Source organism: Amycolatopsis endophytica (assembly GCF_013410405.1).
Taxonomy (GTDB): Bacteria; Actinomycetota; Actinomycetes; order Mycobacteriales; family Pseudonocardiaceae; genus Amycolatopsis_E; species Amycolatopsis_E endophytica.
The window spans coordinates 698,639-711,259 of record NZ_JACCFK010000002.1 but is presented as its reverse complement, the minus strand read 5'-3'; the positions used below and the strand labels follow the sequence as shown (position 1 = coordinate 711,259).

The following is a 12,621-nucleotide window of genomic DNA, read 5'->3' as shown; positions in this document are numbered from 1 at the left end:
CACGCTGCCCGGCGTGCAGGCTGTCTCCTTTCCCGACCTCACCGCCGTCGCGTTGCTCGGCGCCCACTGCGACGATCTCGCCATCGGTGCCGGCGGCGCGCTGCTCACGCTGTGTGCGGGGCGGCCCGGTCTCGCGGTGCACGCGCTCGTCCTCTCCGGCGGCGGCACGGAGCGCGCCGACGAGGAACGGGCCGCGCTGGCGGAGTTCTGCGCCCCGGCCCACGTGGAGCTGACCGTGCTGGACCTGCCCGACGGGCGCCTGCCCGCGCACTGGGACGCGGTCAAGGACGCCGTCACCGCGCTGCGCGGCCGGATCGTGCCGGACCTGGTGTTCGCCCCGCAGCCCGGCGACCGCCACCAGGACCACCGGCTGCTCGCCGAGATCGCCCCCACCGTGTTCCGTGACCAGCCGGTCCTCGGCTACGAAATCCTCAAGTGGGACGGCGACCTCGGGCAGCCCACGGTGTACCAGCCGCTGACCGACGAGGTCGCCGAGGCCAAGGCCGACCTGCTGGCCAAGCACTACCCGTCGCAGCACGGCCGGGACTGGTACACCCGTGACGCGTTCCTCGGCCTGGCCCGGCTGCGCGGCGTGCAGCAGCACACCCGCTACGCCGAGGGCTTCTACGTCGACAAGCTCGCGCTCACGCTCGCCGAGGGGGCGCGGTGATCACGTGCCGGGCGTGCGGCGGGGCCGACGGCGAGATCGTGCTCGATCTGGGGGACCAGCCGCCCTGTGATCTCTTCCCGCCCGCCGCCGATCCGGGTCCGGACCCGGTGTGGCCCCTGCGGATGTGGATGTGCGCGCGGTGCGCGCTGGCGCAGCTGGCCGAGGATCCGGGCACCGTCGAGGAACCGGCCGGGGTCGAGCCGAAGGCGCTGACCGACCAGGCGGCGGACGCGGTGGCCCGGTTGGCCCGCGCCGGGATCGTGCGTGCGGGCGCGACGGTGGCCGAGTTCGGTAGCCCGCACGGCGGATCGTGGCTGCCGCTGCTGCGCGCCGCCGGGATGCGCGACGCCGGGGACGCGCCGGCCGACGTCGTGATCGACAGCTTCGGCCTGATGCACGAGGCGGACCAGCGCGCGGCGATGGCCCGGCGCGCGGACCGCCTGGCGCCCGGCGGCGTGCTGCTGATGCAGTTCCACTCGCTGGCCTCGATCGTCCGGCAGGGACAGTGGAACGCCTTGCGGCACGGGCATTTCGCCTATTACTCGACCCCGGCGGCGATCACGCTCGCGGCGTCGGCCGGGCTGCGTCCCGGGCGCAGCTGGACCTTCGACCTCTACGGCGGCACGGTGCTGCTCGAACTCGGGCGCGAGCTGAGTGCGGACGGGGCGACGACCGAACTCGCCGCCGCCGAGCGGAGCGCGGGAGCCGGTTCGATCCCGGTCGTCGCCGGACTGGGCCGGCTGGTCGAGGCGGGGTGCGACCGGGTGCGAGCGCGCCTGCGTGAGCACGCCGGAGAGCGGGTCGTCGGCTACGGTGCGGCCTCGCGCGCCGTTGTATTACTGCGCCGTGCCGGGATCGATATCGATCTGTTGCCCGAGATCGTCGACATCTCCCCGGCGAAACGCGGTCGGCGTATGCCCGGTACCCGGATACCGGTGGTCGGTCCGGAGGCCCTCACCCACCCGATCCCGCGCGCTGTCCTGCTGTTCGTTCCCGATCTGGAGACCGAAGTGCGGGCTGCCTTCCCCCAGCTCGACGGGGAACACTGCGAGTGGATCACGGGATAGGTCTGAACCTCTTAAACCGGTCAGAACATGAAGATGATCTCTTACTAGTGACTTTTCGTGATGTCCGCAACTACAGAGAGTGTGATTGATCACCCGATTGGGCCGCTCTGATCACCCGGTTACGCGTAACGCTGGTCAGCGCCATCCCTATAGTCACGGTGATGGGAGCCCCGTTACGGGACGGGGTGGTTCAATCACAGGGGAGCAACCGCCACATGCCAGCCGATCCGCTGTCCTGCCGCCTGTGCGGTTCGCCGGACCTGCGGAGCGTCGTCGACCTCGGCGCGAGCCCGCCGTGCGAGTCGTTCCTCGCGCCGGACGAGCTCGACGCGCCGGAACCGGCCTACCCGCTGCACCTGCGGGTCTGCCCGGAGTGCCTGCTGGCCCAGCTGCCGCCCCTGATCGACCCGGCGCGCACGTTCACCGAGTACGCCTACTTCTCGTCGTTCTCCTCCTCGTGGCTCGCGCACGCGGAGGACTACGTGGACACCGTGGCGGAGCGCCTGGGCCTTGGCGCGGGCTCCTTCGTGGTCGAGGTCGCCAGCAACGACGGCTACCTGCTGCGCAATGTCGTCGCGCGCGGCGTGCGCTGCCTGGGCATCGAGCCGTCGGTCAACGTGGGCGCCGCGGCGCGCGAGGCCGGGGTGCCGACGCTGACCGAGTTCCTGACCGCGGAGACCGGCGCCGCGGTCCGCGCCGAGCACGGCCCGGCGGATCTGGTGGTGGCCAACAACGTCTACGCCCACATCCCGGACTTGCTGGGTTTCACGAAGGGGCTGCGCGCGCTCGTCGCCGACGACGGCTGGATCTCGATCGAGGTGCAGCACCTGCTCAGCCTCGTCGAACTGACCCAGTACGACACGATCTACCACGAGCATTTCCAGTACTACACGCTCCTTTCGGCGCGCCGCGCCCTGGCGACCGCGGGGCTGACGGTCACCGACGTCGAGCTGCTCGGCACGCACGGCGGCTCGATCCGCGTGTGGGCGCGGCCCGAGGGCGTCGCGGGTGAGCCGTCGCCGCGCGTCGCGGCGGTGCTGGAGCGGGAGCGCGCGGCCGGGCTGCACGAGCTGTCCGGCTACGCCGGTTTCGCCCAGCGCGTCGAGGGGGTCCGGCTGGCGCTGCTGGAGTTCCTGATCCAGGCGAAGCGCCGCGGCGAGCGCGTGGTCGGTTACGGTGCTCCGGGCAAGGGCAACACCCTGCTCAACCACTGCGGCATCCGGCCCGACCTGCTGGAGTACACAGTGGACCGAAACCCGTACAAGCACGGCCGGTTCACCCCCGGCACCCGCATCCCGGTCCTGGCGCCCGAACGGATCGCACGCGACCGGCCGGACTACGTGCTGGTGCTGCCGTGGAACCTGCGCGCCGAGCTGGCCGAACAGCTGAGCTACATCGCGGACTGGGGCGGCCGGCTCGTGTTCGCGATCCCGGAGCTGGAGGTCGTCTGCCCGCCAACGCCCGCGCTGCAAGCTGTCGAGGTGAACTGATGAAGGTCGTGCTCTTCTGCGGCGGCTACGGGATGCGCATGCGCAACGGCCCCGCCGACGACGTCCCCAAGCCGATGCAGCTGGTCGGACCGCGTCCGCTGCTGTGGCACGTGATGCGCTACTACGCCCACTTCGGGCACACCGAGTTCGTCCTGTGCCTGGGCTACGGCGCGCGGCACATCAAGGACTTCTTCCTGTCCTACACCGAAACGGCGTCCAACGACTTCGTGCTGCGCGGCGGTGAGGTGGAGCTGCTGTCCACCGACATCAGCGACTGGTCGATCACCTTCGTGCACACCGGCATCGAATCGCCGATCGGTGAGCGGCTGCGCCGGGTCCGCGAGCACGTCGAGGGGGAGGAGATGTTCCTCGCCAACTACGCCGACGTGCTCACCGACGCCCCGCTCGACGTCATGGTCGACAACCTGGCCGCCTCCGACGCCGGGGCGTCGATGATGGTGGTGCCGCCGCAGTCCTCGTTCCACTGCGTCGAGTTCCGCGACGGCACCAACCGGGTCTCCGGGATCAGGTCGGCCGCCCGCCTGCCGCTGTGGGAGAACGCCGGGTACTTCGTGCTGCGGCAGGAAATCTTCGACCACATCCCGGAGAACGGCGATCTGGTCGAGGACGGGTGCGGCGCGCTGGCCGAGAAGGACCGGCTGATCGCCCACCCCTACCGCGGGTTCTGGCAGCCGGCCGACACGTTCAAGGAACGGGCCGCGCTCGACGCGGCCTACGAAAGCGGAGCGCGGCCCTGGATGCTGTGGGAACACCCGTCCACGCTTCCGGCGGGGGTGCGATGATGCGCGTCCTGCTGACCGGCCACCAGGGCTACCTCGGCTCGGTGATGGCACCCGTGCTGCGCGAGGCCGGGCACGAGGTGCTCGGCCTGGACTCCGGCCTGTTCGCGGCGTGCGTGCTCGGGCCGGACCCGGACGACCCGCCGGGCGCACCGGGCGACCTGCGCGACGTCACCGCGGACCGGCTGTCCGGAGTGGACGCGGTGGTCCACCTGGCCGCGCTGTCCAACGACCCGCTGGGCGCGCTCGCCCCGGAGCTGACCTACGAGATCAACCACACCGCGTCGGTGCAGCTGGCCAAGCTCGCCAAGGACGCCGGGGTGTCGCGGTTCCTCTACGCCTCCACCTGCTCGGTCTACGGCGCGGCGGGGGAGGACCTGGTGACCGAGGACGCGCCGCTGCGGCCGGTCACCCCGTACGCGGAGTCGAAGGTCCGGGTCGAGGACGATCTGCACGACCTCGCGGGCGACGGGTTCAGCCCGGTGTACCTGCGCAACGCCACCGCCTTCGGTTTCTCGCCGCGACTGCGCGCCGACATCGTGCTCAACAACCTGGTCGGCCACGCCGTGCTGACCGGACAGGTGCGGGTGCTCTCCGACGGCACGCCGTGGCGGCCGCTGGTCCACGCGCACGACATCGCGACGGCCTTCGCGGCGGCGCTGACCGCGCCCGCCGCAGCCGTCCACGACCGGGCCTTCAACGTCGGCACCGAGGCCAACAACCTGACCGTGCGCCAGATCGCCGAGTCGGTGGTCACCGCCGTACCGGGCTCGGAGCTGCTGATCACCGGCGAGGCAGGCCCGGACCCCCGCTCCTACCGGGTGGACTTCTCCCGCATCCGGGAAGCGCTTCCCGGCTACGACGCGGTCTGGACCGTCGAAGCCGGTGCGAGGGAACTGGCCGCGCACTACACCCGCCACGGCCTGACCATGGACGCCTTCACCCAGCGCTACACGCGCCTGGCCTGGCTCAAGTCCGAACAGGCCGCCGGTGCGCTGGCGGCCGATCTGCGAAGACACCGAACCTGACCGCAGGGCCACGCGTCACACGTTGCAGCAAGCCCCGCCCCCGACCCCCGCGCGCCGCTTCCGGTGTGCCCACCAGCAAGGACAGCACGGCGTTGACGATCATGGATTCCCCCAGTCCCGTCACCGACTACGAGAGCCTGGGCGACGCGTTCGCCTTCGCCGCCGCGCACCCACCCCGGCGCGGCGCCGATCCGCGCGTCACGATCGTGGTCCCGGCCAAGAACGAGGCGGCGAACCTGCGTGAGGTGCTGCCCGAGCTGCCGCCGGTGCACGAGGTGCTGGTGGTCGACGCCGACTCCGGCGACGGCACGCCCGAGGTGGTGCGCGCCGCCCGTCCCGGCGCGCGGGTGATCCGGCAGACCCGCCGCGGCAAGGGCAACGCGCTGGCCTGTGGCTTCCTCGCCGCCTCCGGCGACGTGATCGTCATGTTCGACGCCGACGGCTCGGCCGACCCGGCGGAGATCGAACGGTTCGTGGACGCGCTCACCGGCGGCGCCGACTTCGCCAAGGGCACCCGGTTCGCGCCGGGCGGCGGCAGCCACGACATCACGCACCTCCGCGCCGCGGGCAACTCCGGGCTCAACAAGCTGTCCAACACCTTTTTCAGTGCCGGCTTCACCGACCTCTGCTACGGCTACAACGCGTTCTGGCGGGACCTGGTTCCCCTGCTGAACCTGCCGCCGGTGTTCGCACCCGCCGGCGAGGAGATGCTGTGGGGTGACGGGTTCGAGATCGAGACCGTCATCAACTGCCGGATGGCCGCGCTGGGCCTGTGGATCACCGAGGTGCCCAGCGTCGAGCGGGCCCGGCTGCACGGCGAGACGAACCTGCGTACCTTCTCCGACGGCGGGCGGGTGCTGCGCACGCTGGTGGCCGAGTGGCAGCGCGTCGGCCGTCAGCGTCGCAGCCGCCGGTTCGGCCTGTTCACCCCCGAGCCCGTAGCGGACGTCCCGGCGCCGCTCGCGCTGGACACCGGAGTTCCCGAAGCATGACCCAGCCCGACACCACCGTGGTGATCTGCGCCTACACCGAACGCCGCTGGGACGACCTGGCGGCGGCGGTCGCTTCGGTCCGCGAGCAGACGGCGCCGCCGCGCGAGGTCGTCGTCGTCATCGACCACAACCCGGAGCTGGAGCGCAGGGCAGCCGCGGAGTTCGTCGGCGTGACGGTGGTGCCCAACGCCGGGCGGCGCGGCCTGTCCGGTGCCCGCAACACGGCGCTCGGCCTCGCCAAGGGCGACGTGATCGCCTTCCTCGACGACGACGCCGAAGCCGCGCCGGACTGGCTGGAGCAGCTGCTGGCCGGGTACCGCGACCGGAACGTGATGGCCGTCGGCGGCTCCGCGCGGCCGCGCTGGCCCGGCGGGCAGCGGCCGGCGAAGCTCCCGGCGGGCCGACGGTCGGGCACCGGCGAGCTGGACTGGGTCGTCGGCTGCACCTACACCGGGCAGCCCGCCGCCGAGGCGCCGGTGCGCAACCTGATGGGCTGCAACATGTCCTTCCGCCGCGAGGCGTTCGCGCTCGCCGGCGCGTTCTCCGAGGATCTGGGCCGCATCGGGCGCACGCCGCTGGGCTGCGAGGAAACCGAACTGTGCATCCGGCTGCGGCAGGCCGCGCCGGACGCGCGGATCGTGTTCCGGCCGGAGGCCGTGGTGCACCACCGCGTCACCGAGGATCGCATCACCTGGGGCTACCTGCGCCACCGCGGCTGGGGCGAGGGGCTGTCCAAGGCCTACGTGTCGCGCCTGGTCGGCAGCGAGGCGGCGCTGTCCACCGAGCGCGACTACCTGAGCCGGACCATTCCGGCCGCGGTGGTGCGCGAGTTCGGGCGGCTCGCGCTCGGCCGCACGGCCGGGGCTGCGGGCGTGCTCGGCGTGGTGACCGTGGTGTCCTCGACCGCGGCCGGGTACCTGCGCGGCAAGCTGCGGACCCGCGCGCCGCGGCCCCTCGGTTCCGCGGCGCTGGTGCACGGCCCCATCCACATCGCCACCGTCGACGCGCGCACCGCGCCGGAGGTGCTGCCCGTCCCGCACCGCCCGGTGGGGCACTACCGCGCCGCGCAGGTGCTGGTCCGTGACGGCGACCGCACCGTCGACGTGCTGCTGCTGCCGGTCGAGCGCGGCGTGGTGCGGCTGCCGGACTTCGCCGCCCCGCCCGCCCCGCGGCGGCGCCCCGAGTGCACGCGGCCGCCGGTCAGCGTGGTCATCCCCACCGCGTACCGCAAGCACCAGGCGGTGGCGAGCGCTCGTGCCGTGCTCGAAGCCGGGTACCCCGGGCTCGAAGTGATCGTGGTCGACAACCTGCCGCGGCTGCCCGAGGGCGACGCGTGGTTGCGTGGCGAGGTCGAGGCGCTGGGCGCGCGCTACGTGGTCGAGCGCCGCAAGGGCGTCAGCGCCGCGCGCAACACCGGTGCCCGCGCCGCGACCCACGGCCTGATCGCGTTCGTCGACGAGAACATCGCGGTCGAACCGGGCTGGTTCGACGCCGTGACCGAGGAGTTCGCCGCCGACCCCGCGGTCGGCTGCGTGACCTCCCTGGTGCTGCCGGCCAGCCTGGAAACCGACGCCGAGGTGCTGTTCGAACGGCTCAAGGGCTACGGCAACACCGTGCGGTGGCAGCGGATCGACCGCGGCACCGCCCGCGAGGACCCGCTGTACCCGCTGTCGATGGCGCGCTACGGTCCCGGCAGCTGCGCCATGTGGCGACGGGAGGTGTTCGACGACCTCGGTGGCTTCGACCCGCTGCTCGGCGCGGGCACCCCGACGATGGCGGGGGAGGACCTGGACCTGTTCGTGCGCCTGGCCTACGCCGGTGGCGCGGTGGTGCACACCCCGCACGCCGTCGCGCGGCACATCCACCGCGCCGACTGGCTGGAGCTGCGGGAACGGATGCGCGGCTACGGCGTCGGGCTGGCCGCGATGCTGATGCTGTCCGTGCGGCGCCGCCCGGTCACCGCGTTCTCCATCTTGCGCCGCGTGCCCCGCGGCGCCGCCCGGCTGGCGTCCCGCACGCCGGAACTGCCGCTGTCCGACCGCGCCGCGCGGTCCCGTCTGCGGCAGCTGCGCCGCGACGAGCGCCTGGGTCTGCTGGGCGGGGCGCAGGCCCTGATGCGGGCCCGGGGCGAAGGCGGTTCCGGCCGCCGGTGAAGATGGTGGTCGACGGGGAGGGGCACGGGTGGTCGAGCAGCAGCTGAGGATCCGGCGGTACACCGCCTACGGGCTGCTCGCTGTCTGCCTGATGACGATCGTGCTCGTGTGGTCCGGCGTGGACTTCGCGCTGCGCCCGCTCGCGGTCCTGCTGTTCGTCCTCACCGCCCCCGGCTGGGCCCTGATCTCCTACGTCAACGTGCGCCACCTGTCGGTCACCTGGGTCAGCGCGGTGGGCATCTCGCTGTCGGTCACGCTGATCGTGGCGCAGGTCCTGGTGCTCACCCACACCTGGTACCCGGAGGTGGCGATCGTGGTGCTCGCGTTCGTCACCGCGATCCCGCTCGCGCACCACGTGGTGCGCAGCCGCCCCGGCGAGGTGCGATGACGGTCGAGGAGGAGTCCGCGCCCGGCAGGGGCATGGTGGCCGACGGTCTCGCGCTGTCCGCCTCGGCCGCGATCACCGCGCTGGCCGGGATGATCGGCTGGGTGCTGGCCGCGCGGCTGCTGCCCGCCGCCGAGGTCGGCGACACCTCCGCGTTCGTGTCCGGGTTCCTGCTCATCGCCGGGATCGCGGAGCTGGGCCTGGGTCCCGCGGTGTTGCGCTGGCTGCCCCGCGCCGGGTCCCGGCAGCCGAAGCTGCTCCTGCGCACCTACCTGGTGGTGCTGGCCGGGGGCGTGGTCGGTTCGGTCGCGTTCGTGCTCGTGCCCGCCGGTGCCGAGGTCGTGCACCGCGTGCCTGCCGGGGTGGCGTGGTTCCTCGTCGCCGGCATCGGCTGGACCCTGTTCCAGTTCCAGGACGAGGTGCTGACCGGGCTCGGCCTCGCCCGCTGGGTGCCGGTGGAGAACACCTCGTTCAGCGTCGCGCGGCTGGGCCTGCTCGCCGGGCTCGGCCCGGTCGCGGGCGCGCTCGGGCTGGTGCTGTCCTGGGCCGTGCCGACGCTGATCGGCGTCGTGGTCGTGACGGTCCTGATCTTCCGCGCGGCCCGGCGCAGCGCCCCGGCGCGGGAGCCGGGCGTGCTGCCCGACCGCCGCGAGATCGTGCGCCTGCTGGCGCCGTCCTACCCGGCCATGGTGTGCGTGGTCGTGCTGTACAACCTGGTGCCGCTGATCGTGCTGCACCGGTTCGGGGCCGAGGCCAACGCCGTGTTCTTCGTGGTGTGGACCGCGATCAACGCGCTCGACGTGGCCGCGACGGCGTTCGTCAACCCGCTCGTGGTGCGCCTGTCCGCCGAACCGGGTCACATCCGGTCGCTGGTCACCGACGCGGGCAAGCGGCTGCTGCTGGTCTTCGTCCCGCTGCTCGCGGCAGGCGCCGCGCTGGCCTGGGTGATGCTGGCGATCTTCGGCGCCGACTACACGCAGGGCACCGACCTGCTGCGGGTCCTGCTGGCCGCGCAGGTGCCGCGGCTGGTCGTCGTGCTCGGTGTCGCGGTGCACCTGGCCGCCGGGCGCGGCGCCGGGGTGGCGCTGCTGCAGGCCGCGACCGCCGCCTCCGCCGTGGTGCTCGCGCTGCTCGTGCCCACCGAGTTCGGGTTCGGCGTCGGCATGCTCGTCGCCCAGGCTGTTCTCGCCGCGGCCGTGCTGGCCGACCTGCGGCGACGCGTCTTCGGGGCACGTCCGTGACCGAACCGCCCACCCGGTTCCTGCGCCCGATCCGCCCGAACCGGCCCGTCCGTCCCACCTCCCGGCCGCGCGAGCCGATGCGGTTCACCCAGCCGCCCCCGGCCGGGACACCCACGCGCTACATCCCGGCCTCCGGCAGGCTCGCGCCGCCCGCGCCGGAAGAACCGTCCCGCGCGGTCTCGTCCCGGCCGCGGCTGGGCACCGGCGCCGGACGGCCCGCGTTCCTCGCCGACCCGTTCTTCGGCCCCGGTCTTGCCGGGGTCGCGGTGGTGCTGTGGATCATCGGGCTGCACCCGGTCGCGCCGGAGGAGATCGGCGGGCTCGGGCTCGTCGCCGAACTGTCGGTCCCCACGCTGCTGTCCTACCCGCTGCTGGTCGCCGCCGTGGTGCTGGAACTGCTGCGCTACCGGCCCCGCACCTGGCTGCTCTCGCTCTACACCCTCGTCGGCGTGCTCGGCGTCTACGGACTGCAGCCCGCGGTCGAGGAGGTCGCGCGGCTGCCGGTGGCCTGGCTGCACGCCGGGTTCGCCGAGTACATCGCCACACACGGCGACATCCTGCACGACTACGACGCGCGCTTCTCCTGGGCCGGGTTCTTCTCGTTGGTCGCGATGATCACCCGCGCGGCCGGGATGCAGGATGCGATCCCGTTCCTGAACTGGTCCCCGGTCCTGCTCTCCGGTCTCGCGGTGCTCGGCGTGCGCGCGCTGGCCGTGTCGGCACTGGGCAACCGGCGTGCCGCGTGGATCGCGCCGTGGCTCTACCTCGTCGCGAACTGGACCGAGCAGGACTACTTCTCCCCGCAGGGCACGGCGATGATCCTGCTGCTCGCCGCCCTCACCCTGACCTTCCGGCACCTGGTGCGGCCCCGCCTGACCGAACCGGTCAAGGCGCGCCTGCGGGCCCGGCTCGCGCCGCGGTCCAGCCCGAAGGCGCGCCTGGTGGCGCAGGGCGCGGTGGTGCTCATCGGGCTCGCGCTCGCGCCGACCCACCAGCTGACGCCGTTCGTGCTGGGCGCGCTGCTCCTGCTGCTGCTGGTGTTCGGGCGGCTGTGGCCGGCGTGGGTGCCGTTCGTGATCCTCGGCGGCGCCATCGTGTGGTTCTCACTCGGCGCCTCGGAGTTCTGGAGCGGCCAGCTGGTCCAGATGATCCTCAGCCCGCTCGGCGACGTCGGATCGTCGGTGGACGAGGGCATCCTGGCCCGGTTCGCCGGCAGCCCGGGGCGGCTCGTCGTGCTGACCGTGCGCATCGGGATCACGCTGTTCGTCGCCGCGATGGCCGCCTACGGCATCTGGCTGATGTGGCGCGACGCGCTGAAATCGTGGCTGCTCCCGGCGCTGTGCGTGGCGCCGTTCGGCCTCGCCGTGGCCCAGCCCTACGGTGGCGAGGTCTTCATGCGCTGCTTCCTGTTCTCGCTGCCGGTGATGGCGCTGCCCGCCTCGCTCGCGCTGGAGCGGGCGGTCACCTCCGCGCGGCGGCTGCGGTGGCGCAACCGGCCGTGGCGCACGGTCCTGACGGCCGCCGTGCCGTGGGTCGTGCTCACCGGGCTGCTCGCCTCGACCCTGACCGCGCGCGGCGGCAACGACGCCTACATCAGCTTCCACGAAAGCGACATCGCCGCGGCCAGCTGGGCCGTGCACGAGGCGCAGCCGGGCGACCGGGTGGACTCGCTGGTCAACTCGGTGCCGCTGTCCTTCGCGCGCGTGGGTGAGGTGTCGCAGTACGAGGTCGACGGGTACTGCGAGGACGAGATGGACGACGTTCCCGCGCTGGTCGCCTGTCTCCGGCTCAAGGGCCCGGACTATCTTGTGCTGACCGAGCCGCAGTGGGCCTACATGAAGATCTTCGACAATGTCGGAGACACCTACGGCGCCGACCTCGTGCGTGAACTCGAGGCGACCGGGGTGTACCACGTGGTGTTCGACGACCGCGGGTCGCTCGTGCTCGGCCGGACGACACCCGCCGACAAGTTCGTACAGGGCAGTGGGGGAGACAACACGTGAGCGAGACCCGGTCCCTGGTGCGGCGGTTGCGAGACCAGGTGCACATCGAGCTGTGGGCCATGACGGTCGGTGCCGTCGTCAACGGCGTGCTCGGCAGCGCGCTGGTGCCGCGCCCGCTGCGGCTGCTGGGCTACCGCGCGCTCGGCGGCCGGTTCCACTCCGGCAACGTCTTCCCCGGGCTGCGGATCTACGGCGCGATGCGCAACATCGAGATCGGCCGCCGCACGTTCCTCAACGCCGAGTGCTACCTGGAGGCCGTCGGACCGATCACGATCGGCGAGGCGTGCCAGTTCGGCCCGCAGGTCATGATCATCACCTCGCACCACCCGCGCTTGCCCGACGGCACGGTCTCGCGCGTGGCGCAGGCGCGTCCGGTCGTGATCGGTGACCGCGTGTGGGTCGGCGCCCGCGCGCAGATCCTGCCCGGCGTGACGATCGCCGACGACGCGGTCATCGCCGCCGGTGCCGTCGTCGCACGCGACTGCCCGGTGGCCGGGGTCTACGCCGGGGTGCCGGCCCGCCTGATCAGGGAGACGTCCGTCGTGGCGGAGCCGGCGTGAGCCAGGCCGACTTCCTCACCCTGGTCACGGCGCTGTTCGGGGTGGCACTGCTCGTCGTGCTGGTGTGGCGGACCGTGCTCAAGGAACAGGCCGTGGGGCGGCGCTCGACCGACACCGCGTCGGCGCGCACCGACCGCATCCGCACGCTGGACCTCGTCGCGGTCGGGCTGACGGTGCTGACGGCGGTCGGCGCGATCTGGCGGATCGTGGTGGGGCTGACCCTGTGAGGGCC

12 protein-coding genes are annotated in these 12,621 nt (G+C 72.8%); all 12 read left to right on the top strand.

Annotation, left to right across the window (positions count from 1 at the left end; genetic code table 11):
- Positions 1 to 4: 4 nt before the first annotated feature.
- The 12 genes from HNR02_RS29055 to HNR02_RS29000 all read left to right on the top strand — a co-directional run bounded on the left by HNR02_RS29055 (position 5) and on the right by HNR02_RS29000 (position 12,616).
- The gene (locus tag HNR02_RS29055) at positions 5 to 670 is read left to right on the top strand and encodes a PIG-L deacetylase family protein (protein ID WP_179777912.1); all 666 of its coding nucleotides are present in this window, start codon (positions 5 to 7) and stop codon (positions 668 to 670) included.
- Complete coding sequence (locus tag HNR02_RS36615) at positions 667 to 1,737, top strand: class I SAM-dependent methyltransferase (protein ID WP_179776844.1); 1,071 nt, start codon at positions 667 to 669, stop codon at positions 1,735 to 1,737. The genes HNR02_RS29055 and HNR02_RS36615 overlap by 4 nt, the downstream gene beginning before the upstream one ends.
- Before the next feature lie 215 nt (positions 1,738 to 1,952).
- Positions 1,953 to 3,227, top strand: coding sequence for a class I SAM-dependent methyltransferase (locus HNR02_RS29045; protein ID WP_179776843.1), 1,275 nt, complete (start codon positions 1,953 to 1,955; stop codon positions 3,225 to 3,227).
- Positions 3,227 to 4,030: a glycosyltransferase family protein gene (locus HNR02_RS29040; protein WP_179776842.1), complete on the top strand. Its 804-nt coding sequence runs from the start codon at positions 3,227 to 3,229 to the stop codon at positions 4,028 to 4,030. Before HNR02_RS29045 ends, HNR02_RS29040 begins: the two co-directional genes overlap by 1 nt.
- A complete protein-coding gene (locus HNR02_RS29035) occupies positions 4,030 to 5,055 on the top strand; it encodes an NAD-dependent epimerase/dehydratase family protein (RefSeq protein WP_179776841.1) in 1,026 nt (341 codons plus the stop codon). Before HNR02_RS29040 ends, HNR02_RS29035 begins: the two co-directional genes overlap by 1 nt.
- Before the next feature lie 65 nt (positions 5,056 to 5,120).
- On the top strand, positions 5,121 to 6,047 hold the full coding sequence (locus HNR02_RS29030) for a glycosyltransferase family 2 protein (protein WP_179776839.1): 927 nt from the start codon (positions 5,121 to 5,123) through the stop codon (positions 6,045 to 6,047).
- Complete coding sequence (locus HNR02_RS29025) at positions 6,044 to 8,200, top strand: glycosyltransferase family 2 protein (RefSeq protein ID WP_179776837.1); 2,157 nt, start codon at positions 6,044 to 6,046, stop codon at positions 8,198 to 8,200. The genes HNR02_RS29030 and HNR02_RS29025 overlap by 4 nt, the downstream gene beginning before the upstream one ends.
- A gap of 28 nt (positions 8,201 to 8,228) precedes the next feature.
- Positions 8,229 to 8,588 carry a hypothetical protein gene (locus HNR02_RS29020; RefSeq protein WP_179776835.1) on the top strand — a complete coding sequence of 120 codons (360 nt, stop codon included), beginning with the start codon at positions 8,229 to 8,231 and terminating at the stop codon, positions 8,586 to 8,588.
- Positions 8,585 to 9,826, top strand: coding sequence for a lipopolysaccharide biosynthesis protein (locus HNR02_RS29015; RefSeq protein WP_179776833.1), 1,242 nt, complete (start codon positions 8,585 to 8,587; stop codon positions 9,824 to 9,826). Before HNR02_RS29020 ends, HNR02_RS29015 begins: the two co-directional genes overlap by 4 nt.
- On the top strand, positions 9,823 to 11,829 hold the full coding sequence (locus tag HNR02_RS29010) for a hypothetical protein (protein WP_179776831.1): 2,007 nt from the start codon (positions 9,823 to 9,825) through the stop codon (positions 11,827 to 11,829). Before HNR02_RS29015 ends, HNR02_RS29010 begins: the two co-directional genes overlap by 4 nt.
- Complete coding sequence (locus HNR02_RS29005) at positions 11,826 to 12,389, top strand: acyltransferase (protein ID WP_179776829.1); 564 nt, start codon at positions 11,826 to 11,828, stop codon at positions 12,387 to 12,389. The genes HNR02_RS29010 and HNR02_RS29005 overlap by 4 nt, the downstream gene beginning before the upstream one ends.
- The gene (locus HNR02_RS29000; RefSeq protein ID WP_179776827.1) at positions 12,386 to 12,616 is read left to right on the top strand and encodes a hypothetical protein; all 231 of its coding nucleotides are present in this window, start codon (positions 12,386 to 12,388) and stop codon (positions 12,614 to 12,616) included. The genes HNR02_RS29005 and HNR02_RS29000 overlap by 4 nt, the downstream gene beginning before the upstream one ends.
- Positions 12,617 to 12,621: the final 5 nt, after the last annotated feature.